This is a genomic window from Streptomyces sp. CNQ329 (assembly GCF_000482585.1).
The window spans coordinates 270,133-294,333 of sequence record NZ_AXVU01000001.1 but is presented as its reverse complement, the minus strand read 5'-3'; the positions used below and the strand labels follow the sequence as shown (position 1 = coordinate 294,333).

Sequence of the window (24,201 nt, the reverse complement as noted above, 5' to 3'; positions counted from 1 at the left end):
GACGCATGCGCGAGGAGAACGCCACCCCGAGATCCGGCGATTCCGACGACGGCTACTCCCGCCGCTCGGTTCTGCGCTCGGCGGGCATCGCCGGTGCAGGGCTCGGCCTGGGGGCCTTCGGCACCTCCCAGGCCCACGCGGCGGAGGGCGGGACCGCGGAGTCCGCGGCGGCCGGGGCCGCCGCCCCGGCCGCACGGCCGCGGCGCGGCAAGACGATGATCGGCGTGCCGTTCGAGACCCACGGCACCGTACGGGTCGGGATCGTCGGCCTCGGCAACCGCGGCGGCAGCATGATCGACCTGTTCCTCGCCCAGCAGGGTGTGCAGGTGACCGCCCTGTGCGACCCGGTCGTGGACAAGGTGGAGTCGGCCGCCGGGAAGGTCGTCGCGGCCGGCCAGCCGGCCCCCGCCACGTACACCAAGGGCGACCACGACTTCGAGCAGCTCTGCGCCCGTACCGACATCGACTTCGTCTACGTCGCCACCCCCTGGGACTGGCACTTCGAGATGGCGAAGACGGCCATGGAGAACGGCAAGCACGTCGGCGTCGAATGTCCCATCGCGATGCGCCTGGACGAGCTGTGGGACCTGGTCGACATCTCCGAGCGCACCCGCCGGCACTGCATGCAGTTGGAGAACTGCGCGTACGGCAGGAACGAGATGCGCGTCCTGCGCATGGCGCACGCCGGGCTCTTCGGCGACCTGCTGCACGCCGCCGGCGCCTACAACCACGACCTGCGCGGCCTGATGTTCGACCCCGACTACTACGAGGGCCCCTGGCGCCGCCTGTGGCACACCCGGCTGCTGGGCGACCTCTACCCCAACCACGGCTTCGGCCCGGCGGCCAACTACATGGACGTCAACCGCGGCGACCGCGTCACGCACATCGCCAGCTTCGGCACCCCCGCGCTGGGCCTGGCCGCGTACCGCGAGGAGCACATGCCCCCCGGCGATCCGAGCTGGAAGGAGACGTACATCGAGAGCGACCGCACCATCAGCCTGGTGCAGACCGCCAAGGGCCGGGTGATCCGGCTGGAGCACGACGTCTCCACCCCGCACCCGTACAGCCGGATCAACTCCCTCGGCGGCACCAAGGGAGTCTTCGAGGACTACGAGCCGCGGATCTATCTGGAGCCGATGCACACGGACGACCAGTGGCACGACTTCGCGGAGTTCGCGGAGTACGACCACTGGCTGTGGAAGGAGCACTCCAACCCGCCCGGCGGCCACGGCGGCATGGACTACATCATGGTCTTCCGGCTGATGCAGTGCATGCGGCTCGGCCTGGTCCCGGACTTCGACGTCTACGACGCCGCGGTGTGGACCGCGCCCGTACCGCTCAGCCATCAGTCGATCAAGGCGGGCGGCCGGCCGCAGCAGATCCCGGACTTCACCCGCGGCGGCTGGAAGGACGAGCGCCCGGGCGTCGACTCGGAGAAGCCCGACGAGGCGTGAGCGCCGGCTGACCGGCGTACGCCGCTAGCCGGCGAGGGAGGCCCGGTCGCCCATCACGGCGACCGGGTCCTTCCGCGGGTCGAGGGTGCGCAGCAGCTCCGTCATCCCGGACTTGGAGATGCTCACGCAGCCCGACGTACCGCTGCCGTGGTCCATGTGGAACCAGATCGAGCCGCCCTTCTCCTGCCCCTGCGGACGGGTGGGGTCGAGCGGCGAGGTGCCCCGCAGGCGGTTGTAGTCGATGGCGATGACGAGGTCGAAGTCGTTCCAGTGGGTCTTCGGCCAGAAGCGGGGCGCGGCGAAGGCCGGGCTCTGGAGGTACGGCAGCTTCGCGCCCGGGTCGGTGAGGACGCCGCCGGCGTCGGAGAGCGTGAACACCCCCACCGGGCTGCGCTTGTCGCCCTCGCGGTGGTCGGGGGTCCAGCCCTTCTTGCCGTTGTGCCCGAGCCAGCTCTCCCGGCGCTGCCAGTTCCCGCCGCGCTTCTCGTAGAGCACGACGGTGGCGTCGGCCGAGTCGGGACCCTTGCCGTAGACGGCGACGGCCTGGCGGGAGTCCTCGGGCACCTTCGCGTTCAACCGGGCGCCGACACCCGGGATGTCGCCGGGCGGGGTGCTGGGCGACGCGCTCGTGCCGCCGGTGTCCTTCCCCTTGGCCCTGCCCGTGCCTGCGGCGTCCGGGCCGCCGCCGTCGCCACCGCCCGAGCCGCCGCAGCCCGCCAGCAGAAACAGCCCCACCGCCGCCGCGGCGGCCCGGCGCGGCAGCCGCCCGCTCGTCCCGTACGCACGCATACACCCATCGTCACACGCCGCCCCCGGCACCCGGCCGGGCGGCCCCCGCGGCACGTGGCCGTAAGGGCGCGCCACGGGGGAAAACCGGTTGAGAATGCGCCCGCAAACCGCCAGCCTTGCACGGCTCACCCACACCCGAGACGACCCTTTGGGATGCCATGCAGTTGCGCGACCTGCCGCACACGGACCCCGGCGACCCCGACGTCCGATCGGGCCGCCACTTCCTCGTCTGGCTCGGCCGCATGCAGCTCGGCGGGCAGGTCGTCGCCCTGCTGTGGGGCCTGGTGTGGATGCTCCCCCTGGGTGCGATGCCGCTGGCCGTGGGGATGGCCGTACAGGCGGTCGTGGACCGCGACGGCGGCGAACTGGCCGCCGCCGGGGCGCTGCTGATCGTCCTCGGCGCGCTCATCGCGCTCGGCGACAGCATGCTGCACCGCGCGGCGGTCACCAACTGGATCACCGCCGCCTCGCGGGTCCAGCAGTTGCTGGCGCGCAAGGCGGCCGAGCTGGGCTCGGTGCTCACCCGGCGGGTGGCGGCCGGCGAGGTCGTCGCGGTGAGCACGGGCGACGTGGAGAAGATCGGCTGGTTCGTCGAGTCGTTCTCGCGGTTCACCGCCGCGCTGGTCACCGCGCTCGCCGTCACCGCGGGCCTGGTCGTCTACGCGCCGGAGCTGGGCGTCGTCGTCGCCGTCGCGCTGCCCGCGCTGGCGCTCGCGCCGCTGCCGCTGCTCCCGTACGCCACCCGGCGCGCGGACGACCAGCGGGCCAAGGCCGGCCGGGCGACCGAGCTGGCCGCGGACACCGTGGCGGGGCTGCGGGTGCTGCGCGGCATCGGCGGCGAGGAGCTCTTCCTCGACCGCTACCGGGAGGCGTCGCAGAAGGTCCGCACGGCGGCGGTGCGCAGCGCGCGGATGTGGGCGCTGATCCACGCCGTGCAGGTGGCGCTGCCGGGCGTGCTGCTGGTGATCGTCGTCGGGCACGGGGTGGGGCTCGCGCGCAGCGGGACGATCACGGTCGGCGAGCTGGTGACGGTCTACGGGGCCGTGACGTTCCTGCTCTTCCCGATGCACCACTTCGCCGAGCTGGCGATGGCGTACTCCTTCTCCCGGCCGTCCGCCAAGCGCGCCGCCCGGGTCCTCGGGCTCGCGCGCACCACCGGCGGCGCCGCCGGCCACGGGACGCTCGGCGGCGAGCTGTACGACCCGGCGACCCGGCTGCGCGCCGCTGCCGGGCGGCTGACCGCCGTGGTGTGCGGCGACCCGGACGCGGCGGGACGGCTCGCCGACCGGCTCGGCGGCCACCCGGCGGAGCCGGACGACCTGCCGTCGGTGCGGCTGGGCGGCGTGGAGCTGGACGACGTGCCGCTGGCGGAGGCGCGGGCGGCGGTGCTGGTGCAGGACAAGGACCCGATGCTGCTGTCCGGGACGCTGGCCGAGCTGCTGGACGTGCCGGCGTCCGGGTCGGTGAAGCCCGCCGCCGCGCTGGCCGCCGCCCAGTGCGGTGACGTGCTGACCGCGCTGGCGCAGGCGGCGGCCGGGGCGCCGGACGACGGTAACGGTGACGGGGCGCCGATGGGCGCGCCGATCACCGAGCGCGGCCGGTCGCTCTCCGGCGGCCAGCGCCAGCGCCTGGCACTGGCGCGCTCGCTGGTGGCCGACCCGGAGGTGCTGGTGCTCGACGAGCCGACCTCGGCCGTCGACTCGCACACCGAGGCCCGCGTCGCCGGGAGCCTGCGGGAGATCCGCGCGGGCCGCACGACGGTGGTGTTCACCTCCAGCCCGCTGCTGCTGGACCGCGCCGACACGGTCGTGTTCGTGCAGGACGGCGCGGTGGCCGCCGAGGGCCCCCACCGCGAGCTGCTCCACGGCGACGTCGCCTACCGCGCCGTGGTCACCCGGGAGACGGACGACGAGAAGCAGGCCGCCGCCGGCGGCGTACACGGCGGAGACGAAGGCGGCGCCGCCGGCGGCGGGCCCGTACGTGACAGTGGCGGCGTGCCGCACATGATGGAGGAGACCGCATGATCGGCGTGCGACCGCCGGAGTACGACCCGGCCGCGCCGCGCACCGCGACCACCCTGCCGGTGGGCGCGCCGGCGACCGTGCGCGGCTACGTGGCGGAGCTGCTGCGCCGGCACCGTACGGCGTTCCTGCTGCTGATCGGCGTGAACGCGATCGCCGTCATCGCCTCGATGGCCGGCCCGTACCTGCTCGGCGGCCTGGTCGAGGACCTGTCGGCGGGGGTGGGGGACCTCCATCTGACGCGCGCGGTGGTGCTCTTCTCGATCGCGCTGGCCCTGCAGGCGGTCTTCGTCCGGCTGGTGCGGCTGCGCGGCGCGATGCTCGGCGAGCGGATGCTCGCGGACCTGCGTGAGGACTTCCTCATCCGGTCCGTGGGCCTGCCCCCGGGCGTGCTGGAGCGGGCCGGGACCGGCGACCTGCTGTCCCGCATCACCACCGACATCGACCGGCTGGCGAACGCGATGCGCGAGGCCGTGCCGCAGTTGACGATCGCGGTGGTGTGGGTCGGGCTGGTGCTGGGCGGCATGGTGGTGATGGCGCCGCCGCTGGCGGTGGCGGTGGTGCTGGCCGCTCCGGTGCTGCTCGCGGGCTGCCGCTGGTACTTCAGGCGGGCGCCGAGCGCGTACCGCTCGGAGGCAGCGGGGTACGCCGCCGTGGCCGCGGCGCTCTCCGAGACGGTGGACGCCGGGCGGACCGTGGAGGCGCACCGGCTGGGTGCGCGTCGCGTCGCGCTGTCGGACCGGCGCGTCAAGGAGTGGGTGGCGTGGGAGCGGTACACGCTCTACCTGCGCTGCATGTTCTTCCCCGTCTTCAACGCCACGCACGTCATCGTCGTCGGCACGGTGCTGCTGATCGGCGGCGCGTTCGTCTTCCAGGACTGGATGAGCGTCGGCGAGCTGACGACGGGCGCGCTGCTGGCGCAGATGCTCACCGAGCCGGTCGGCATGATCCTGCGGTGGTACGACGAGCTGCAGGTGGCCCAGGTCTCGCTGGCCCGGCTGGTGGGCGTGCGGGACATCGAGGAGGAACCCGGTGACGCTTCCGTGCGGCCCGGCGGCCGGGACGTACACGCCGACGGGGTCCGCTTCGGCTACCACGCCGGTGCCGACGTGCTGCACGGCGTCTCGCTCCGGTTGCAGCCGGGCAGCCGGCTGGCGCTGGTCGGCCCGTCGGGCGCGGGCAAGTCGACGCTGGGGCGGCTGCTGGCCGGCATCTACTCGCCGCGGCGCGGCGAGATCCGGCTCGGCGGCGCGGAACTGGCACGGATGCCCGCCGAGCGGGTGCGCGAGCACGTGGCGCTGGTCAACCAGGAGCACCACGTGTTCGTCGGCTCGCTGCGCGACAACCTGCGCCTGGCGCGTACCGAGGCGGGCGACGCGGAGCTGTGGGCGGCCCTGGGGGCGGTCGACGCGGGCGAGTGGGCACGGGCGCTGGACGACGGCCTGGACACGGAGGTCGGCTCGGGCGGCGCGGCGCTCACCCCGGCGCAGGCGCAGCAGATCGCGCTGGCCCGGCTGGTGCTGGCCGACCCGCACACGCTGGTCCTCGACGAGGCGACGTCGCTGCTGGACCCGCGGGCGGCGCGGCACCTGGAACGGTCGCTGGCGAAGGTGCTGGACGGGCGCACCGTCGTGGCCATCGCCCACCGGCTGCACACGGCCCACGACGCGGACGTGATCGCGGTGGTCGAGGACGGGCGCATCAGCGAACTGGGCAGCCACGACGAACTGGTCGCGGCGGACGGCGCGTACGCCGCGCTGTGGCGCTCCTGGCACGGCTGACGGGACGCCGGCGGCCGGTCCCGGCGGGGCCGAAAGTGGCCCTCGTGCGCGCCCCGGCCGGGGGGCCTTCCGTGCCCTCCCGGCCGGGGCGTCGTCAGCCGATGACGCCCATCGCGGTGAGCCCGCCCGCGGCGCCGGCCAGCATGAAGAACGGCATCAGTATCTTCAGCTCGATCCAGCTTCCGGCGCGAAAGCGCATGAAGCCCGGCGGCCCGATGGGGTACCAGCGCCGGCGGCCCACCGGGATCGGCCACAGGACGGGGCAGCCGGAGACGGTGAGGGCGTCGCCGATGTCGTGGACGAGGGCGCCGAGGACGATGGGCAGGCCCAGCCACAGGTACTCCTGGCCGGGTTCGGTGAAGAGCCAGCCCGCGCCGTTGCCGGGCTCGTCGAGGATGGCGGCGAGGATCCAGGCGCTGGTGGCGCCCAGAAGCCACACCAGCACGTCGCTGGAGACCCGGGCGGCCCGCCACAGCAGCCCTTCGATGGCCAGCACCATGTGGACGAAGAGGATGCCGAGGACCGCCCAGCGGCCGCCGAGCACCGCCAGCGCGGAGAATCCGGCGCCGATCAGGACCGCCCACACCCAGGTGTGGGTCAGGGTGCGGTGGCCGCCGGAGCGGCGGGGGTCACCGCGCTTCTTCGTCGCCTTGTAGACGCTCGCGGAGAGCTTGTCGATGAATCCGCACAGGATGCGGGAGAGGGGGCCGAAGGCCCGGGAGATGGTCGCGGACTTGTGGTCCAGATCCGGCGCGAGGGCCGCGCCGGCGCAGATGAGGGCGCCGACGGCGAGGACGGGCCAGGGCATCTCGTGGCCCGCCGCCGTGGCCGCCGCGCCCACCCCCAGCCACGCCGCAGCCCCCGAAAGCGAGTGCGCTGGACCCATCATGACGCTCCCCCACCCCTCGTCCGCCCCTGTGATGAACGGCCGTTGGCCCCGCCGTCTCCGCCCGTCGGCGGCACAGCCTAGCGCGGGTGATCTTCACGCGTACCGGGGGTTCACACTTAGGGCCGGACGGAGGGCAGTATGGACGGGTGACCCTTATCGATCAGATGCCGCCCACCGCCGACCCCGACGACCTCTTCGAGGCGTTCTCCTCCTGGACCGAGGAGCGGGGTATCTCCCTCTACCCGGCGCAGGAAGAGGCTCTGATCGAGGTCGTCTCCGGCTCGAACGTGATCCTTTCCACCCCCACCGGCTCCGGGAAGTCGCTGGTCGCGGCCGGCGCGCACTTCGCGGCGCTGGCCCGGGACGAGGTCTCCTTCTACACCGCGCCGATCAAGGCGCTGGTGTCGGAGAAGTTCTTCGACCTGTGCAAGATCTTCGGCACGGAGAACGTCGGCATGCTCACCGGCGACGCCTCCGTCAACGCCGACGCCCCCGTCATCTGCTGCACCGCCGAGGTGCTGGCGTCCATCGCGCTGCGCGACGGCAAGGACGCCGACGTCGGCCAGGTGGTGATGGACGAGTTCCACTTCTACGCCGAGCCGGACCGCGGCTGGGCCTGGCAGATCCCGCTGCTGGAGCTGCCGCAGGCGCAGTTCGTGCTGATGTCCGCGACGCTCGGCGACGTCTCCCGCTTCGAGGAGGACCTGACCCGGCGCACCGGCAGGCCCACCGCGGTGGTCCGCTCGGCGACCCGGCCGGTCCCGCTGTCCTACGAGTACCGCACCACCCCGCTCACCGAGACGCTGACGGAACTGCTGGAGAACCGGCAGGCGCCGGTGTACATCGTGCACTTCACCCAGGCGCAGGCGGTGGAGCGGGCGCAGGCGCTGATGAGCATCAACATGTCCACCCGCGCCGAGAAGGACGAGATCGCCGCCCTCATCGGCAACTTCCGCTTCACCACCCGGTTCGGCAAGCAGCTCTCGCGCTACGTCAGACACGGCATCGGCGTCCACCACGCCGGGATGCTGCCCAAGTACCGGCGGCTGGTGGAGAAGCTGGCGCAGGCCGGGCTGCTGAAGGTCATCTGCGGCACCGACACCCTCGGCGTCGGCGTCAACGTGCCGATTCGCACCGTGCTGTTCACCGCCCTGACCAAGTACGACGGCAGCAGGGTGCGCACCCTGCGGGCCCGCGAGTTCCACCAGATCGCCGGACGCGCCGGCCGGGCCGGCTTCGACACCTCCGGGCTGGTCGTGGCACAGGCGCCGGAGCACGTGGTGGAGAACGAAAAGGCGCTCGCCAAGGCCGGCGACGATCCGAAGAAGCGCCGCAAGGTGGTGCGCAAGAAGCCGCCGGAGGGCTTCGTCAACTGGTCGCAGAACACCTTCGAGAAGCTCATCGCCGCCGACCCCGAACCGCTCACCTCCCGCTTCCGCGTCACCCACGCCATGCTGCTGTCGGTCATCGCCCGCCCGGGCAACGCCTTCACCGCCATGCGCCGGCTGCTGGAGGACAACCACGAGTCGCGCAGGAAACAGCTCCGGCACATCCGCCGCGCCATCGCGATCTACCGCTCCCTCCTCGACGGCGGCGTGGTCGAGCAGCTCGACGAGCCGGACGCGCAGGGCCGCATCGTGCGCCTGACCGTCGACCTCCAGCAGGACTTCGCCCTCCAGCAGCCGCTGTCCACCTTCGCGCTGGCCGCCTTCGACCTCCTCGACCCCGAATCCCCCTCCTACGCGCTCGACATGGTCTCCGTGGTGGAGTCCACCCTCGACGACCCCCGGCAGATCCTCGCCGCCCAGCAGAACAAGGCGCGCGGCGAGGCGGTCGCGCAGATGAAGGCGGACGGCGTCGAGTACGAGGAGCGGATGGAGCGGCTGATGGACGTCGGCTATCCCAAGCCGCTGGAGGAACTGCTCTCCCACGCCTACGGCCTGTACCGCAAGAGCCACCCGTGGGTCGGCGACCACCCCCTGTCTCCCAAGTCGGTCATCCGTGACATGTACGAACGGGCGATGGCTTTCGGCGAGTTCGTCTCCTTCTACGAGCTGGCCCGCACCGAGGGCATCGTGCTGCGCTACCTCGCCGGTGCGTACAAGGCGCTGGACCACACCGTGCCGGACGAGCGGAAGTCGGAGGACTTCGAGGACATCGTGGCCTGGCTCGGTGAGATGGTCCGCCAGGTCGACTCCAGCCTGCTGGACGAGTGGGAGCAACTGGCCAACCCGGCCGAGGAGACCGCCGAGCAGGCCATGGAGCACGCCGACCAGGTCCGCCCGGTGACCGCCAACGCTCGTGCCTTCCGGGTCCTCGTACGCAACGCGCTGTTCCGCCGGGTGGAGCTGGCCGCGCTCGACGACGCGGACGAACTGGGCACGCTGGACGAGGAGTCCGGCTGGGACGCGGAGCGCTGGGGCGAGGCGCTGGACGCGTACTGGGAGGAGTACGAGGACATCGGCACCGGGCCGGACGCCCGCGGGCCGCGGCTGCTGCAGATCGAGGAGGACCCGCAGCACGCGCTCTGGCGTGTCCGCCAGACCTTCGCAGACCCGGAGGGCGACCACGACTGGGGCATCTCCGCGGAGGTGGACCTGACCGCCTCCGACGCCGAGGGCCGCGCCGTCCTGCGCGTCACCGACGTCGGCCCGCTGAGCCGTCAGGCCGGCTGACCCTCACGCGGTCCGCCGTCCCACCGGCCGCCGTCCCCCAGACACCGGCCGCCGTCCACCGGCCACCGGCCGACCCGCCGTCATCGCTGCAGGCCCGTGCGGCGCCGGCGACCGCGGCGGAGCCAGGTGAGGCTGCCGCGCCGTGGTCGTGTCCCTCCCGCCGGGCGCGCCGGCGGGGCGCCGCCCGGGGGTGCCGCCGGGGACGGCGGCGGGATCGCCGGCGACGCCGCGCGCTCGGACCGTGCCGCGGAGAGCTCCACCGCCAGGCCCAGCCGGAAACCCAGCGCCTCGGCGCCGGACTCCGCGAGCAGCACGCCCTCCACCACCCGGCGGGCGGTCTCGCTACCGCCACGCACCGGAGTCACCAGCTCCGCCCGGTGCTCGACGACGCGCGCCCGCTCCCCGGCGTCGGGCACCTCCTCCGCCAGCGCCGCGTCGCTCAGCACCGCCGCATAGGCGCCCGCCCGCTCCCACGGGCCCACCCGCTCCGCGAGAAGCTGCTCCACCCGCCGCTGCCGCCAGCCGCGGGCCCGCACGTCCGTGCCGTCGGCCAGCTCCGCCCGCATCGCGGGCGGCAGTGGTCCGCGCAGCAGCCCCGGCTCCCGCTCCCCGAACTGCTCCACCTCCGTCGCGAGATAGAGCCAGACCACGACGCGATACCGGTTCACATAGAACCGCGCCGGCGCGAAGCACCCCGCCCGCGCAAGCCGCGTGAACCGGACGGACGGGACACCCAGCTCCTCCGCCCCCGCGGCGGTCCCCACCAGCCGCAGCCGCTCACGCAGCGCAGCCGACGCTCCCGGCCCGGCCTCCCCGGCCCCGTCCTCCGCGCGCAGCCGCTCCACCTCGGCCCGCGGCACCCGGCGCCGCCCGCCGGCCCGCTTGGGCGGCTCCGTCAGCACCAGCCCGAGCTGCACCGCCAAGTCCAACTGCCGTGGCAGCAGATCCAGCTCCGCCGCCGCCCGGCCGAAGGGCAGCAGTTCCGTCCGCTCCCGCGCCGCACCTGCCGGGCGCGCACCCGTACCCGTTTCGGTCCATACCGCCATGGCTTTCTCCCCCGTCGTCGCTCGAAGAGCCCCATCTCGATTACTCTCAGTGACGAGCCTAGCGCGTCGCCTCACCCTCCGCCTCCCCCTGTGGATAACGTGCTCCCATGGGCGAGAAGATGACCGACGAAGAGTGGCGCACCTTCGTCTCCGAGGGCACCCGCACCGGCAAGCTGGCCACCGTCCGCGCCGACGGCAGCCCTCACCTGGCCCCGGTCTGGTTCGTGCTCGACGGCGACGACTTCGTCTTCAACACCGGCGCGAACACCGTCAAGGGCCGCAACCTCGCGCGCGACGGCCGCGCCGCCCTCTGCGTCGACGACGAACGCATGCCGTACTCGTTCGCCGTGCTCTCCGGCCGTGCCCGGCTCAGCGACGACCTGGACGCGATGCGCCACTGGGCGACCGTCATCGCCGCCCGCTACGTGGACGAGGAGCTCGCCGGGACCTACGGTGCGCGCAACGCCGTTCCCGGCGAACTCCTCGTCCGCGTCTCGATCGACAAGGTGGTCTCCGAGGCGCGCGTCGCCGAATGACGTCCGCCGGCACGCCGGGCCGCGCTCAGCCCACCGGCTCCGTGTCGAGCAGCCGGGCGGTGTGCACCCGTCCCGCGTACTCGACCAGCCTGATCAGCACTTCCTTGCCGGAGTCGCGGTCGCGGGCGTCACAGAGCACGACGGGGGTGCCCTGGTCCAGGTCGAGCGCACGGGCGACCTCGTGGGCGCCGTAACTGCGCGACTCGGGGAAGCAGTTCACCGCGACGATGAACGGGATGCCGCGGTGCTCGAAGTAGTCCACCGCCGGGAAGCAGTCCTGCAGTCTGCGCGTATCGGCCAGCACCACCGCACCCAGCGCCCCGGTGGCCAGCTCGTCCCACAGGAACCAGAAGCGGTCCTGGCCGGGCGTGCCGAACAGGTAGACCGCGAGCCCGGCGCGGATCGTGATCCTGCCGAAGTCCATCGCCACGGTGGTCGTGGCTTTCTCGTCCACGCCGCCCGTGTCGTCGACGGCGGTACCGACCTCGCTCAACTGCTCCTCGGTGCGCAGCGGGCGGATCTCGCTGACGGAGCCGACCAGGGTGGTCTTGCCCACCCCGAAGCCGCCGGCGATGAGGATCTTCAGCGCCAGCGCGTCATCGACCTTGCGGTCAGAGGGCGCGGAGTCCATCGATCACTTCTCTCAGGATCATCTCGTCGGGAAGCTGCGCGGGCGGTACGGGCCTGCTGACCCGTACGCAACCGAGTTCGACCAGGTCGCCGAGGAGCACCCGGACCACCCCCACCGGCAGATCGGTCTCCGCCGCCAGTTCGGCGACGGACTGGGTCTCGATCCGGCAGAGGTCGATCAGCGCCCGGTGCTCGGGCCCGAACGTCCCGGCCTCCTTCCCCGCCGCCGCCAGCGCCTCTTCCTCCAGGTCGATGAGTGCGATGAGGTCGAACCGTACCGTGGTCGTCACCGGCCGGGTGCGGCCCCCGGTCATCGCGTACGGGCGGACCAGCGGGCCGGCCTCGGCGTCGTACCAGTGACTGCCGTGGTGCGGAGGGGTGCCACTCATATCTTCAGTCATAGCGTCTCACCGCCGTGCTCAGCCCGGATTCCGCGGCTTCGCTGCGGCCCTTCGCGGAGCGGTGTATAGATGTTCGCCCACCCGTGTGACCAGGCGGGCCATCTCGTACGCGACGAGGCCCATGTCCGCGGTCGCCGCGCTGAGGACGGCGAGGCAGGAGCCGTCCCCGGCCGCGGCCACGAAGAGCAGACCGTCGTCCATCTCGACCATCGTCTGCCGTACGCCCCCGGCACGGAAGTGCCGCCCGGCGCCCTTGGCGAGACTGTGGAAGCCGGACGCGACCGCCGCCAGGTGCTCGGCGTCCTCGCGGGAGAGGGTGGTGGAGTTGCCGACCGCGAGGCCGTCGCCGGAGAGCACCACGGCGTGGCGCACCTCGGCGACGCGCCGGACGAGGTCGTCCAGCAGCCAGTCGAGCCCTCCGGATCTCCTCGCGTGCACGGTGTCCGGTTCGATCATGGGCGATCCCCTTCCCTCGACGTGTGCGCGGTCTCGTCCGAATCCCGGCTCTCGTCGCCGGATTCGCCGTGCGGGCGGCCCGGTGGGAGGCCGCCCCCGCGTAACCAGCCGCTGCGGTACGCGGCCATGCGTGCGCGCGCCTCTTCCGGCGTGCGCACCCGCGGTGCCGGGGCGCCGGGCTCTCCGTGCGATCCGGCGTCCCCCGCGGCGGGGTCCGCCGCGGTGTCCGCGCGGTCACCGGCGTCCGCGCCGCCGCCGGGGGCCGGCTCCAGCCTCAACTGCGGCGCCATGCTCGCCTGCCGTACGCGCCTGGGCAGCTCGGTGACGTCCCCCGGCGACTGGACGGCAGCCGCCTCCCGCCCGGCGCGCCCGGCGTACGTCCCGGGCCTGCCGCCGGCCCCCGCGTCCCCCGCCTCCTCGCCCGGGGCCGCCTCCGCGCCGCCCCCGGACCCCGCACCGGCGTCCGCCCGGTCCGCCCCGTCCAGCCGGTCGGCCCCGTGCGCGGTGCCACCCGCCGGATCCACGCCGAGCCGGGCCCGCAGCAGGACCACGTCCTCCCGCGACGCCGGCACGGGCCGCTCCCCCACCGGCCCGACGACCGGTCCCCCGGGCCCGGGTCCCGTGCTCCAGGGCCCCGGCAGCGCCCGCCCGGCCCGCCGCTCGGGCAACCCGTTCTCCCCGGGAGGCGCCCCGTTCTCGGTGTCGTGCACGGCACCGCCGCCCCCGTCCGTCCCGTCCCCCGCCGGTGCGCCGGGCATCCCGGGCGACAGCCTCACCTCCGGCGGCGCCACCCCCGGGACCGGCCCACGCGAAGCCGGCCCTCCGGGGAACGGCCGCGCCGCGCCGCCCCGGTTCCCGGCTCCCGGGTCCACGGCCCCCTCCACCGCCGCCTCCAGCAGCGCCGTGGGCAGCAGCACCACCACCGTGGTGCCCCCGTACGCCGACTCCCGCAGGCTGACCTGGATCCCGTGCCGCGCCGCAAGCCGGCTCACGACGAACAGCCCGAGCCGGTCGCTGTCGAAGAGGTCCAGCGCCTCCGACTGCCGGATCCGCCGGTTCGCCGCTTCCAGCGCCTCCTTGCCCATGCCGAGGCCCCGGTCCTCGACTTCGATCGCGTAGCCCTTGCCGACCGGCTCGCCGTAGACCCGCACCTTGGTGTGCGGCGGCGAGAACTGCGCGGCGTTCTCCACCAGCTCCGCCAGCAGGTGCGTCAGGTCGGCCACGGCCGCCCCCACCACGGCCACGTCGGACAGCGCCCGCACCTCGACGCGCGCGTAGTCCTCCACCTCCGAGACGGCGGCCCGCACGACGCTCTGCAGCGGGACCGGCATCCGCCACGCGCGGCCCGGTGCCGCGCCGGAGAGGATGATCAGGCTCTCGGCGTGCCGCCGCATACGGGTCGTGAGGTGGTCGAGCCGGAAGAGGTCGTCCAGCTCCTCGGGGTCCTCGGCGCGCCGCTCCATGCTGTCCAGCAGGGCGAGCTGGCGGTGGACGAGGACCTGGCTGCGGCGGGCGAGGTTGACGAACACCCCGGAGATGCCGCCGGCCAGCTCCGCCCGTTCCACGGCGGCGCGCAGCGCCGCCCGGTGCACGGTGGTCAGAGCCTCGCCGACCTGCGCGATCTCGTCGTCGCCGGGGTCGCCCCGGGGTGCCTCGCCGTCAATGTCGATCTCCTGCCCGGCGCGCAGCCTGCGCATGGCGTACGGCAGCTTGCGGCGGGCGAGCCCGAGCGCGGAGTTGCGCAGGCCCACGAGTTCGACGATCAGCCCGCGGCCGATCCGCACGGAGATCAGGAGCGCCGCCGCCACCGCCGCGAGGCCCAGGAGGGCCGCGGCGCCGGAGGGGGTGAGCATGCCGTCGCTGAAGGGATCGATGTGCCCGGAGGCCGCGGCGTGCTCCCGCCCGACATCGCGGATGGCACCGGCCACGTCCTCGTACGGGCCCTTCCACTCCTCCGCCGGGGCGGCGGCGACGGCGTCGGTGCCGGAGTCCGCGGCGGCCACGGCCTTCTCCATCTCGCCGAGACTGCGCGACGCCTCGCTCCCGCTCGCCCGCCGCCACACCGCCGCCTCGCCGCCGCCGAGGTCCGCGGCGGAACCCTGCTCCAGGACGGCGCGGGCGGAGGCGGCGTCGGCGAAGGCGCGGTGGTGCGCGGCGCTGAGCGCCCCGCGCAACTGCCCGGCGGCCAGGAGCGCGTCCTCGCGGGAGAGCATCTCGCCGGCCCGGCCGAGCTCCAGCAGCACCCGGGCCTCGGATGCCGCCCCGGCACCCTGGATCCGCGTCAGCGCCCCGGAGGCACCGAAGGCGCGGTCGACGGCCCGGGTGTATTCCCCGTACGTCCGCGGCCAGCCCGCCGTCCGCGCCTGAACCTCGGTACGTAAGCGGCCCAGCGACGCCGTACCCGAGACGAAGCCGTCGAGCCGCCGGGCGGCTTCCGGGGGCAGGCCGGCGCCCTCCGCGACGGTGTGGCCGCCGTCGAGCCGCAGCCGGTCCACGGCCCGGTCGGTGCGGACGGCAGCCGCGCCGTAGGCGCGGCGGCGGTCGTCGCCGGGGTCGGCGAGGTAGCCGGCGGCGGCGCGCCGTTCGTCCTGGAGCGCCGCGACGGCGGCGGCGAGGGGCCGGCGCACCTCGGTCTCGACCTGTTCGAGCTGGCGCAGCCGGGAGACGTCCTGGGCGGTGCCGACGGTGGCGTGGCCCCACAGTGCGATCAGGGAGACGACCGGCACGGTCAGCAGGCAGATGATCCTCGCGCGTACGGTACGGGGCCCGAGGCGCCGGCGCCGCCCCCGGTGCGCGGCTGCGGGCGTCCGGTGTGCGCCCCCCTTGCCCGGCCCCCCGGAACCCGGACCCCCGGCGCCCGGCCCTCCGGCCCGCGAATCTCCGGTGCCCTCCGGTCCCCCGGCGCCGCCGCCCGGCCCGGGCGGCGGCCCGGGTTCGTCGGCGGGCGGCCCCGCGTGCGCCCTCCGGCCGCGCACCGGCACCGGCGCCGCCGCCCCGTCCGCAGGGCCGGCCCCGGGCCGCTCCGCCGGGGTTCCCGACGGCGTACCGGAGTGACCGCTCGGCGGGCTGCTGTCCGGAGTTCGCATGGCCACCTCATATCCGTTCTGCGGGGACGGCCCGTCCCCCGGGGTCCGTCCGGCCGGTGTGCGGGCGCGGCGCGGCCGGCTAGACGGGGCCGGGCGCTCGGGTCAGACGCTGGGCGGAGACGGTGGCGGCACGTTCCGCGGCGGTCGGCGTGAGCGCGACGAACGCCGAGGTGAGGAAGAGGTACGAGCCGAGTCCCACGGTCAGCGGGAAGATGAACTGCGTGGCGGTGGCCCCGGACAGGACCTCGGGCGAGGGCATGACGGTGACGGACACGGCGGCCATCCCGGTGTAGTGCATGCTGGTGACCGCCGCCCCCATGACGAGGGAGGCGAGGCCCACGGCGAGCGGGGAGCGGATGGTGAGTGCGGCCCACAGGGCGGCGGTGGCGGTGGCGACGGCGATCAGGACGGACAGTGCCACGGCGGGCGGGTCGTAGCGGATCGAGCCGTGCAGGCTGACGGCGGACATCCCGAGGTAGTGCATGGCGGTCACGCCGAGGCCGGTGGCGAGGCCCGCGACCAGCAGCGCGGGGCCCCGGGCGCGGCCGTAGCCGAGGGCGAAGGCGCCGGCTCCGGCGACGGCCATGGCGACGACGAGGCTGAGGACGGTGCGGGGGATGTCGTAGCGGATCTCGGTGCCGCTGACGGTGAAGCCCAGCATGGCGATGAAGTGCATCGTCCAGATGCCGGTCCCGATGGCGGACGCGGCGGTGAGCAGCCAGTTGCGCCGGGAGCGGGCGGTGGGGGCCGCCAGCGCCTGGACGGTGCAGCGCAGCCCGAGCGCGGCGCCGATGCACGCCATCGCATACGAGAGGACGGGCGTCAGCCACCCGTAGGCTGCGTGGTCGAGGTGTCCCATGTCTCAGGGACGCTAGTCCGGTCGGGGGCGCACGACCGGGGCGCATGCCAAACCTGGCTGAATTTGACAGAGTCATGCTCTCGGCCGATCAGGCGGCACCTAAAAAGGCACATCCCTGGCAAATTTGTTCTGCCATATGCCCCGCGGCCGAGTGTCTCCACGGGAGGGGCGCACGGTCAGCGGCCGAGCTCCTTGCGTGTCACCCTCTTGAGCCTGCGGCGCTGCCCGGGGTCGAGCGCCAGGTAGGCGGCCACCGGCACACCGACTATCACCAGCACCGCGATCCAGAACGAGGTCAACCACCACAGCAGCAAGCCGACCGCCACTCCACCGGCCGCGACTTTCCCTCGATTCGACATGTTCCTGCCTCCTACAGCGGCGGCACACCGCCCTCGACTGGGGAACGGCCGCACCGCTCCCCCGGTTCCTTTATCCCATGACAGGGGCCGGAGGGCGTCATACATGTGGATGAGGGGCCCATTACGGGAACAGGCACCCTTGACGGGACGTGGGGGTGCCCGTCCCGGTGCGGAGCTTACCGGGCGGCCGGGTCGCGCAGCGGGTCGCCGACCTCGTGCATGTGCTCCAGGGCCTGCCGGTAGGAGTCGAAGGCGCTGGTCTGCACGTAGGGCAGACCGAGCGCCTCACAGTGCGCGCGGACCATCGGCTGGACCCGGCGGAGGTGGGGGCGGGGCATGCTGGGGAAGAGGTGGTGCTCGATCTGGTAGTTCAGGCCGCCCATGAGCCAGTCGGTGACGATCCCGCCGCGCACGTTGCGCGAGGTGAGCACCTGCTTGCGCAGATGGCCCCAGTCGTCCCCGGGCTCCAGCATCTCCATGCCCTTGTGGTTGGGCGCGAAGCACATCCCCAGGTGCAGGCCGAAGACGGCGTGCTGCACCAGCGCGAAGACCACGGCCTTGCCCGGCGACATGGCGGTCAGCAGCAGGGCGGCGTATCCCGCGAGGTGGGCGCCCAGCAGCAGACCCTCGACCCAGCGCTCGCCCGGCTTCTGCCGGCGCAGATCGCGCCAGCTCGACACCTTCAGGTTGATGCCTTCGAGAAGCAGCAGGGGGAAGAACAGACGCGCCTGGTGACGGGTGAGCCAGCGGGCGAAGCCCTCGCGCCCCGCGGCCTGGCGCTGGGTCCAGACCAGGACGCCGACGCCGACGTCCGGATCCTTGTCGACGTGGTTGGGGTTGGCGTGGTGGCGGTTGTGCTTGTCGTTCCACCAGTTGCGGCTCATGCCTATGAGGAGGTTGCCGCCGAGCAGGCCGATCACCCCGTTCGCCCGCCGGGTCGAGGCTATCTGCGCGTGGCCCGCGTCGTGGCCGAGGAAGCAGGCGCGGGTGGAGAAGACCGCGGCCGGTACCGCGAGGAAGAGGACCCACCAGGTGTTCCCGACGACGTGGATACCCACGCCGGTCGCGGCAAGCGCCAGCAGCGTCATCACCGTGCTGCGGGCGTACCAGCCGCGGCGCCGCCGCAGCAGCCCGGAAGCCTTGACCTCCCGCAGGAGCGGGGTGAACTCCGACCCCCTCGCGACCGGCGGCCCCTTGGCGGTCGAAATGGCTGTGGCCTGCGGCATGGCGCCTCCGGTCTCTCGCTACTGAGGACCTCGACGCTACGGAACCGGACAGCTCGGCGCGGTGACGTCAGCACCCGGAACGCCCGGGTGCAATCCACCCGGCACAAGGTAGTGCCAGATACACCCCTGGCCACCCCGCCCGCGGAAAAGTGAAGTTGATCACTCCGCGGCGGCGTCCGGCTCCGCAATGCCTGAGGTACTCTCGACCGCCCAGTAGTCAAACTTGAGGAGTGCGTCCGTACGTGACCGCCCTTCCCCCGCTCTCCCGCTGCGCCGCCCTCTTCCTCCCCGCCGACCCCGCCCGCACCGGCCGGATGGCCTTCTGGCTGCCGGCCCCGGACGGCGATCCGGGCGCCGGCGCGGGCGGGCACTCCGCCCGGCCGCCCGACCACCCCCGCGGCACCCTCACCGAGCTGACCGTCGCCGTGCCCGGCGGCGGCACCCGGGACGTGCCGGCGCTGCTACTGCCCGCCGCGGACGCGGTGCCCGTGCTCACCCGCGCCAGGGCGGCGCACGCCGCCGGCGCGGACGGCGTGCACCCATCCGCCGTGTTCTGGGGCACCGCCGCGCTGCTGGCCCTGCGCCTCGCCGCACGCGGCAAGCTGCTGCCGGGGCTGAGTGCGGGCGCGTACGACGCCTGGCGCTGCGGGCCGCTGGGCGAGGACGACATACGGGACCTGCGGGGGCTGGCGGCGGCGATGCCGCCGGAGGCGCACGCGGCGCCACTACCGGAGGACGGCGGCCCCGGCCCGGACGAGGCCCGCACCGACGCCCGGGACGGCGGCCGGCACCCCGGAGTGCTCCTGCCCGGCCCCGAGCACCTGCTGCGCGCCTTCCTCGATGCCGTCGCCGACGGGCTCCCCCGCTCCCCCGCCGCCGTGCTCGCGGCCGGCGGCCGGGCCTTCGCCGCACCCGAGCCGCGGCACGTCCCCGAGCAGCGCGCCTGGGCCGACGCGGTCGCCACCGGGCACGACGCGGGCGTACGGGTCTCGCTGCGCGTCGACATGGACACCACCGGCGTCCGCCCCGCCTTCCGCGCGGTCGTCCAACTGCACGGCACCTCCGACCCCACCCTCCTCGCCGACGCCGCCGACGTCTGGGCCGGCACGGCCACCCGCTTCGGTCCGGGTGCGCGCATGCAGGCCCTGCTCACCCTGCGCCGGGCCGCCCACGCCTGGGACGCGCTCTCCCCGCTGCTCTCGGCCGCCGTGCCCGACGCCGTCGACCTCGGCGACGACGACCTCGCCGCGCTCCTCGGCCCCGGCGCCCGTGACCTGGCCGCCGCCGGCGTCGAGATCCACTGGCCCCGCGATCTGACCCGCCACCTCACCGCCCGCGCCGTCGTCGGCCCCGCCGACGACCCGGACGGCCGGCACCCCGGCCCGTCGTACCTCTCCGCCGACTCCCTCGTCGCCTTCGGCTGGCGCTACGCGGTCGGCGACGTGGAGCTGACCCGCGCCGAGCTGGACCGGCTCGCCGAGGCCGCCCGCCCAGTGGTGCGGCTGCGCGACCGGTGGGTGCTGGTCGACCCCGCGTCCGTGCGCCGCGCGCTGGAGCGCAAGGACGCCGATCTGACTCCCGTCGACGCCCTCGGTGCCGCGCTCACCGGTGAGATCGACGACCCGGCCGTACCCGGCGGACGGGTCGAGGTCGCCGCGAGCGGCTGGCTCGACGCGCTGCGCCGGCGCATCGCCGACCCGGAGGAGCAGAGCGAGCCGACGGTGCCGCCCGCGGCCCTCGCCGCGACCCTGCGCGACTACCAGGTGCGCGGCCTCGGCTGGCTGCGCACGATGACCTCGCTCGGACTCGGCGGCTGCCTCGCCGACGACATGGGTCTGGGCAAGACCGTCACGCTCATCTCCCTCCACCTCGACCGGCAGGAGCGGGCGGAGACCGCGGGCCCGACGCTGGTGGTCTGCCCCGCCTCGCTGCTGGGCAACTGGCAGCGGGAGATCGAGCGCTTCGCGCCCGGCACGCCCGTGCGCCGCTACCACGGCGCCGGCCGGTCGCTGGAGGCGCCGGCGGACGGCGGGTTCGTGCTCACGACGTACGGGACGATGCGGCTCGACGCCGAGCGGCTGGCGGAGGCGGACTGGTCGCTCGTCGTCGCCGACGAGGCACAGCACGTCAAGAACCCCTTCTCCGCGACCGCGAAGGCGCTGCGCACCCTCCCGTCCCGGGCGCGTGTCGCGCTGACCGGCACGCCCGTCGAGAACAACCTGTCCGAGCTGTGGGCGATCCTCGACTGGACGACGCCGGGGCTGCTCGGCCCGCTGCGGACGTTCCGTACCCGCTACGCCGACGCTGCCGAGTCGGACGCCGGCGCCGCCGAGCGGCTGGCCCGGCTCGTCCGCCCCTTCCTGCTGCGCCGCCGCAAGTCCGACCCGGGCATCGCGCCGGAGCTGCCGCGCAAGACCGAGACCGACCGGGCGGTGGCGCTGACGGCGGAACAGGCCGGTCTGTACGAGGCGGTGGTGCGCGAGACGCTCGCGGAGATCGCCGAGGCGGACGCCATGGCCAGACGCGGGCTGATCCTCAAGCTGATGACCGCGCTGAAGCAGATCTGCAACCACCCCGCGCAGTATCTGAAGGAGGACAGCCCGCGCATCGCCGGCCGCTCGGGGAAGCTGGAACTCCTCGACGAGCTGCTGGAGGTGATCCTCGCCGAGGACGGGAGCGCGCTGGTCTTCACCCAGTACGTGCAGATGGCCCGGCTGCTCGCAGCACACCTCGCGGCGCGCGGCGTCCGCGCCCAGCTGCTGCACGGCGGCACGCCGGTGCCGGAGCGCGAGAAGCTGGTACGGCGCTTCCAGGACGGCGAGGTACCGGTCTTCCTGCTCTCGCTGAAGGCCGCCGGCACCGGCCTCAACCTCACCCGCGCCGGCCACGTCGTGCACTACGACCGCTGGTGGAACCCGGCCGTCGAGGCGCAGGCCACCGACCGCGCGTACCGCATCGGGCAGACGCAGCCCGTACAGGTCCACCGGCTGGTCGCCGAGGGCACGATCGAGGACCGCATCGCGCAGATGCTGCAGCACAAGCAGGGCCTCGCGGACGCCGTTCTCGGCGCGGGCGGCGAGGCGGCGATCACCGAACTGTCCGATGAGCAACTGGCCGAACTGGTCCGGCTGGCCGGGCCGCGAGGGGGCGAGTGATGAGCGAGCCGGAGGAGCTGACCTTCGAGGCGCTGCCGCCGAGCCAGGGCCGCGTGTTCGCCCGTACGTGGTGGGGGCGGGCCTGGCAGAAGGCGCTGGAGGACACGGTGCTGGACGCCACACTGCTGCGCCGCGGACGCAGGCACGCGCGCGCGGGCGCGGTGGGCGCGGTCGCGGTGCGGCCGGGGCGGATCACCGCGCGGGTGCTGGGCGCGGACCGTACGCCGTACCGCACGGACGTGCTCGTGCAACAGCTCGACGACGCCGACTGGGAGCGGCTGCTCGACGCGATCGCCGACCGCGCCGGCCACATCGCGGCGCTGCTGGACCGGGACATGCCACCGGAGCTGGACGAGGACGCGGCGGCGGCCGGGGTGTCGCTGCTGCCGGGGATCGGGGACCTGCAGCCGGAGTGCGGCTGCGGGGAGTGGGACCACTGCGAGCACACCGCGGCGCTGAGTTATCTGGTGGCGCGGCTGCTGGACGCGGACCCGTTCGTGCTGCTGCTGATGCGGGGGCGGGGCGAGGCGCGGCTGCTGGCGGACCTGCAGGAGCGGAGCGCGGCGCGTGCGGAGCAGGCGGCGGGCCAGGCGGGGGCCGCGGTGGCCGCGGGGGTGCCGGCCGTGCGGGCGTACGCACAGGCGCAGTCGCTCCCGCCGCTGCCGCCTCCCGCGGGACCGGTCGCCGGGGCGGGGGTGCCCCCGGTGCTCACCGGGGGCGCGGAGCCGGCGGACGGGCTGGACGTGGCGGCGCTGGAGTTCCTGGCCGCGGACACGGCGCTACGGGCCCGCCGGCTGCTGGCCGACGCCCTGGCGCCGGACCACGCGGGAGCGCCGCTGCCGCGGGAGCTGACGGTGTCGGAGGACGCGGTACGGATGGCGGCGGCGGCGAGGGCGCCGGAACCGGGCGCCGGTACGGACCCCGGCACGGGCACGGGCACGGGCGGGGGCGCCGGCGCCACCGCGGCGCGGGTCGCCGTACGGCTGGCCCGGGGCACCGGGCGGGACCGGGGCGGGATGGAGCGCGCGGTACGGGCCTGGCGCCACGGCGGCGCCGTGGGCCTGGCGGTGCTGGAGGAGGACTGGACCCCGGACCCGGCGGCCCTGGCCCGCGCCACGGACCAGTTGGCCGCCGCGTGGGAGCCGGGCACCCGCCCGGACCTCCGCGCGACGGGCGCCCGCTGGACGGCGGTGGGCACGGGCGCCCAGCTCCGCTACGGCCCCGACGGCCGCTGGTGGCCGTACCGTAAGGAGGGCACCGCGTGGACCCCGGCGGGCCCCCCGGCCCCGGACCCGGCGGCGGCCCTGGCAACGGTCCTGGAAGAATCCTGACCACGCCGCAGGCGGACCACGCCCCAGGACCGCCGTCGCCGCGGCGGTAGTCGGTGAGGAGGTCGTACCTCCACGCGCCCTTCTCCCGCGGGAAACGGACGAAGGGCTCGCCCCGCAGATCCGCGGGCGTGAGACGGGAGGCCCCGGCGAGGCGGTGGTCCGCGGGAGCGCGCGACCGGCGGCTCCGCGTGAGCAGCCGGGTCCGCGGGCCGGAGGGCAGCGGCGAGGGCGGGCGGCGGAGCCCGGGGTCCAGCTCGCCGCGGCCGAGGGCGGCGGCCGCGAGGCCGCAGGGGTGCCGCGGGGTGCCTCCCGCCCCGCGGCACCCCCTCAAGCCGCTTGCGGGACCGGCTGCGGCGGGGGCGGGCCCACGTAACGGGCCGCGGGGCGGATGATCTTGGAGTCCTCCGCCTGCTCCAGGACGTTCGCGCTCCAGCCCACCACCCGCGCCGACGCGAACGTCGGCGTGAACATCTCCCGCGGCAGTCCGCACTGTTCCATCACCACGCCCGCGTAGAACTCCACGTTCGTGTGCAGTTCCCGCCCCGGCTTCAGCTCCGCGAGTATCTCCACCACCCGCCTTTCGACCTCGACGGCGAACTCCACCAGCGGCCCGCCGAACGACTCGGCGTACCCGCGCAGCAGCCGCGAGCGCGGGTCCTCCGTGCGGTACACGGCGTGGCCGAAGCCCATGATCCGCTCGCCCGCGAGCACCCGTTCGCGGATCCACGGGTCGATGCGGTCGGGTGTGCCGATGGCGTCCAGCGCGTCCAGCGCGCGGCTCGGCGCGCCGCCGTGCAGCGGCCCGGAGAGCGCGCCGACGGCGCCGACGAGGCACGCCGCCAGGTCCGCCCCCGTGGAGGCGATCGTGCGGGCGGTGAAGGTCGAGGCGTTGAAGCCGTGGTCGACGGTGGAGATCAGATACGCCTCGATCGCACGCGCGCGGGCGGGGTCGGGTTCCTCGCCGGTGAGCATGTACAGATAGTTGGCGGCGTACGGCAGGTCGTCACGAGGCTCGACGGACTCCTGTCCCTGGCCGATGCGGTACAGCGCGGTCAGCAGCGTGGGCACCATCGCGCAGGCGGCGAGCGCGTTCTCGCGGCGCCGCGCCGGCGTCAGGTCGTACAGCGGCCGGAAGCCGGCCGCCGCGCCCGCCTGGGAGAGCGCGGTGCGCAGCCCGGCGAGCGGACCCGCGAGCACGGTGGAGCGGGCGATGCCCGGGAGCGCGTCGCGCAGGCCGGCCGGCAGATGGCGCAGCGCGGCGGTGCGCTCGGTGAACGCGGCCCGCTGCGCGGCGTCCGGCAGCGCGCCTTCGAGCATCAGGTACCAGACGTCCTCGAAGGTGCGCTCGCGCGCAAGGTCCACCGCGGAGTACTGGCGGTAGTGGTAGAAGCCCTCGCGTCCGCGGACGTCGCCCAGCCGGGTGTCGGTGACGACGACGCCGCTCAGCCCGCGCGGAGCGGGGGCCGGGGCGTCGGCTGCGGGTGTGGCCATGCCGGTCTTCCTCTCT

General features: G+C 74.6%; 18 protein-coding genes and 1 pseudogene. 7 read left to right on the top strand and 12 right to left on the bottom strand.

Going from position 1 to position 24,201, the window contains the following annotated elements; all coding sequences use genetic code 11:
* The first annotated feature begins 5 nt into the window (after nt 1-5).
* On the top strand, nt 6-1,454 hold the full coding sequence (locus tag I003_RS0101310) for a Gfo/Idh/MocA family oxidoreductase (protein WP_027769822.1): 1,449 nt from the start codon (nt 6-8) through the stop codon (nt 1,452-1,454).
* Between the two features lie 24 nt (nt 1,455-1,478).
* Here I003_RS0101310 and I003_RS0101305 read toward each other — a convergent pair whose 3' ends face one another.
* Complete coding sequence (locus I003_RS0101305; protein ID WP_027769821.1) at nt 1,479-2,243, bottom strand: L,D-transpeptidase family protein; 765 nt, start codon at nt 2,241-2,243, stop codon at nt 1,479-1,481.
* A 158-nt stretch (nt 2,244-2,401) separates the two neighbouring features.
* Between I003_RS0101305 and I003_RS0101300 the strand changes: the two genes are divergently transcribed.
* Entirely contained in the window at nt 2,402-4,267 is a 1,866-nt protein-coding gene (locus I003_RS0101300; protein WP_027769820.1) for an ABC transporter ATP-binding protein, read from the top strand.
* A complete protein-coding gene (locus I003_RS0101295; RefSeq protein WP_027769819.1) occupies nt 4,264-6,045 on the top strand; it encodes an ABC transporter ATP-binding protein in 1,782 nt (593 codons plus the stop codon). Before I003_RS0101300 ends, I003_RS0101295 begins: the two co-directional genes overlap by 4 nt.
* 94 nt (nt 6,046-6,139) lie before the next feature.
* On the opposite strand, the gene I003_RS0101290 is transcribed toward I003_RS0101295, so the two are convergent.
* Nucleotides 6,140-6,934, bottom strand: a complete 795-nt coding sequence (locus I003_RS0101290) for a metal-dependent hydrolase (RefSeq protein ID WP_027769818.1) — start codon at nt 6,932-6,934, stop codon at nt 6,140-6,142.
* Between the two features lie 146 nt (nt 6,935-7,080).
* On the opposite strand from I003_RS0101290, the gene I003_RS0101285 reads away from it, so the two are divergent.
* Nucleotides 7,081-9,609: a DEAD/DEAH box helicase gene (locus I003_RS0101285; RefSeq protein WP_027769817.1), complete on the top strand. Its 2,529-nt coding sequence runs from the start codon at nt 7,081-7,083 to the stop codon at nt 9,607-9,609.
* 80 nt (nt 9,610-9,689) lie between these two features.
* Here I003_RS0101285 and I003_RS0101280 read toward each other — a convergent pair whose 3' ends face one another.
* On the bottom strand, nt 9,690-10,655 hold the full coding sequence (locus I003_RS0101280; RefSeq protein WP_027769816.1) for a DUF6397 family protein: 966 nt from the start codon (nt 10,653-10,655) through the stop codon (nt 9,690-9,692).
* Nucleotides 10,656-10,762: 107 nt separating this feature from the next.
* On the opposite strand from I003_RS0101280, the gene I003_RS0101275 reads away from it, so the two are divergent.
* Nucleotides 10,763-11,191, top strand: a complete 429-nt coding sequence (locus I003_RS0101275; RefSeq protein ID WP_027769815.1) for a PPOX class F420-dependent oxidoreductase — start codon at nt 10,763-10,765, stop codon at nt 11,189-11,191.
* A gap of 25 nt (nt 11,192-11,216) precedes the next feature.
* Here I003_RS0101275 and I003_RS0101270 read toward each other — a convergent pair whose 3' ends face one another.
* The 7 genes from I003_RS0101270 to I003_RS0101240 all read right to left on the bottom strand — a co-directional run bounded on the left by I003_RS0101270 (nt 11,217) and on the right by I003_RS0101240 (nt 18,208).
* A complete protein-coding gene (locus I003_RS0101270; RefSeq protein WP_027769814.1) occupies nt 11,217-11,822 on the bottom strand; it encodes an ATP/GTP-binding protein in 606 nt (201 codons plus the stop codon).
* A complete protein-coding gene (locus I003_RS0101265) occupies nt 11,803-12,222 on the bottom strand; it encodes a DUF742 domain-containing protein (protein ID WP_027769813.1) in 420 nt (139 codons plus the stop codon). Before I003_RS0101265 ends, I003_RS0101270 begins: the two co-directional genes overlap by 20 nt.
* 18 nt (nt 12,223-12,240) lie before the next feature.
* On the bottom strand, nt 12,241-12,678 hold the full coding sequence (locus I003_RS0101260) for a roadblock/LC7 domain-containing protein (RefSeq protein ID WP_027769812.1): 438 nt from the start codon (nt 12,676-12,678) through the stop codon (nt 12,241-12,243).
* The gene (locus tag I003_RS0101255; protein WP_486584042.1) at nt 12,675-15,764 is read right to left on the bottom strand and encodes a sensor histidine kinase; all 3,090 of its coding nucleotides are present in this window, start codon (nt 15,762-15,764) and stop codon (nt 12,675-12,677) included. The genes I003_RS0101260 and I003_RS0101255 overlap by 4 nt, the downstream gene beginning before the upstream one ends.
* 79 nt (nt 15,765-15,843) lie before the next feature.
* Complete coding sequence (locus I003_RS0101250) at nt 15,844-16,623, bottom strand: MHYT domain-containing protein (RefSeq protein WP_027769810.1); 780 nt, start codon at nt 16,621-16,623, stop codon at nt 15,844-15,846.
* A gap of 176 nt (nt 16,624-16,799) precedes the next feature.
* A complete protein-coding gene (locus I003_RS0101245) occupies nt 16,800-16,982 on the bottom strand; it encodes a hypothetical protein (RefSeq protein ID WP_027746601.1) in 183 nt (60 codons plus the stop codon).
* 176 nt (nt 16,983-17,158) lie between these two features.
* Nucleotides 17,159-18,208, bottom strand: a complete 1,050-nt coding sequence (locus I003_RS0101240) for an acyl-CoA desaturase (protein ID WP_027769809.1) — start codon at nt 18,206-18,208, stop codon at nt 17,159-17,161.
* Nucleotides 18,209-18,450: 242 nt separating this feature from the next.
* Between I003_RS0101240 and I003_RS0101235 the strand changes: the two genes are divergently transcribed.
* Nucleotides 18,451-21,363, top strand: a complete 2,913-nt coding sequence (locus tag I003_RS0101235) for a DEAD/DEAH box helicase (RefSeq protein ID WP_027769808.1) — start codon at nt 18,451-18,453, stop codon at nt 21,361-21,363.
* Nucleotides 21,363-22,694, top strand: a complete 1,332-nt coding sequence (locus I003_RS0101230; RefSeq protein WP_486584041.1) for an SWIM zinc finger family protein — start codon at nt 21,363-21,365, stop codon at nt 22,692-22,694. The genes I003_RS0101235 and I003_RS0101230 overlap by 1 nt, the downstream gene beginning before the upstream one ends.
* 73 nt (nt 22,695-22,767) lie before the next feature.
* On the opposite strand, the pseudogene I003_RS34445 reads toward I003_RS0101230, so the two are convergent.
* A pseudogene (locus I003_RS34445) lies at nt 22,768-23,025 on the bottom strand (LysR substrate-binding domain-containing protein); the annotation flags it as partial.
* Nucleotides 23,022-24,185, bottom strand: a complete 1,164-nt coding sequence (locus I003_RS0101225; RefSeq protein WP_027769806.1) for a citrate synthase/methylcitrate synthase — start codon at nt 24,183-24,185, stop codon at nt 23,022-23,024. The pseudogene I003_RS34445 and the gene I003_RS0101225, both read right to left, overlap by 4 nt.
* Between the last annotated feature and the right edge of the window lie 16 nt (nt 24,186-24,201).

Excerpts from the sequence above, each read along its gene's own strand:
- I003_RS0101260 (WP_027769812.1), bottom strand. The coding sequence starts at position 12,678 with ATGATCGAACCGGACACCGTGCACGCGAGGAGATCCGGAGGGCTCGAC.
- I003_RS0101250 (WP_027769810.1), bottom strand. The coding sequence starts at position 16,623 with ATGGGACACCTCGACCACGCAGCCTACGGGTGGCTGACGCCCGTCCTC.
- I003_RS0101310 (WP_027769822.1), top strand. The coding sequence starts at position 6 with ATGCGCGAGGAGAACGCCACCCCGAGATCCGGCGATTCCGACGACGGC.
- I003_RS0101230 (WP_486584041.1), top strand. The coding sequence starts at position 21,363 with ATGAGCGAGCCGGAGGAGCTGACCTTCGAGGCGCTGCCGCCGAGCCAG.
- I003_RS0101290 (WP_027769818.1), bottom strand. The coding sequence starts at position 6,934 with ATGATGGGTCCAGCGCACTCGCTTTCGGGGGCTGCGGCGTGGCTGGGG.
- I003_RS0101245 (WP_027746601.1), bottom strand. The coding sequence starts at position 16,982 with ATGTCGAATCGAGGGAAAGTCGCGGCCGGTGGAGTGGCGGTCGGCTTG.
- I003_RS0101270 (WP_027769814.1), bottom strand. The coding sequence starts at position 11,822 with ATGGACTCCGCGCCCTCTGACCGCAAGGTCGATGACGCGCTGGCGCTG.
- I003_RS0101265 (WP_027769813.1), bottom strand. The coding sequence starts at position 12,222 with ATGACTGAAGATATGAGTGGCACCCCTCCGCACCACGGCAGTCACTGG.
- I003_RS0101295 (WP_027769819.1), top strand. The coding sequence starts at position 4,264 with ATGATCGGCGTGCGACCGCCGGAGTACGACCCGGCCGCGCCGCGCACC.
- I003_RS0101280 (WP_027769816.1), bottom strand. The coding sequence starts at position 10,655 with ATGGCGGTATGGACCGAAACGGGTACGGGTGCGCGCCCGGCAGGTGCG.
- I003_RS0101300 (WP_027769820.1), top strand. The coding sequence starts at position 2,402 with ATGCAGTTGCGCGACCTGCCGCACACGGACCCCGGCGACCCCGACGTC.
- I003_RS0101255 (WP_486584042.1), bottom strand. The coding sequence starts at position 15,764 with ATGCGAACTCCGGACAGCAGCCCGCCGAGCGGTCACTCCGGTACGCCG.
- I003_RS0101275 (WP_027769815.1), top strand. The coding sequence starts at position 10,763 with ATGGGCGAGAAGATGACCGACGAAGAGTGGCGCACCTTCGTCTCCGAG.
- I003_RS0101305 (WP_027769821.1), bottom strand. The coding sequence starts at position 2,243 with ATGCGTGCGTACGGGACGAGCGGGCGGCTGCCGCGCCGGGCCGCCGCG.
- I003_RS0101225 (WP_027769806.1), bottom strand. The coding sequence starts at position 24,185 with ATGGCCACACCCGCAGCCGACGCCCCGGCCCCCGCTCCGCGCGGGCTG.
- I003_RS0101240 (WP_027769809.1), bottom strand. The coding sequence starts at position 18,208 with ATGCCGCAGGCCACAGCCATTTCGACCGCCAAGGGGCCGCCGGTCGCG.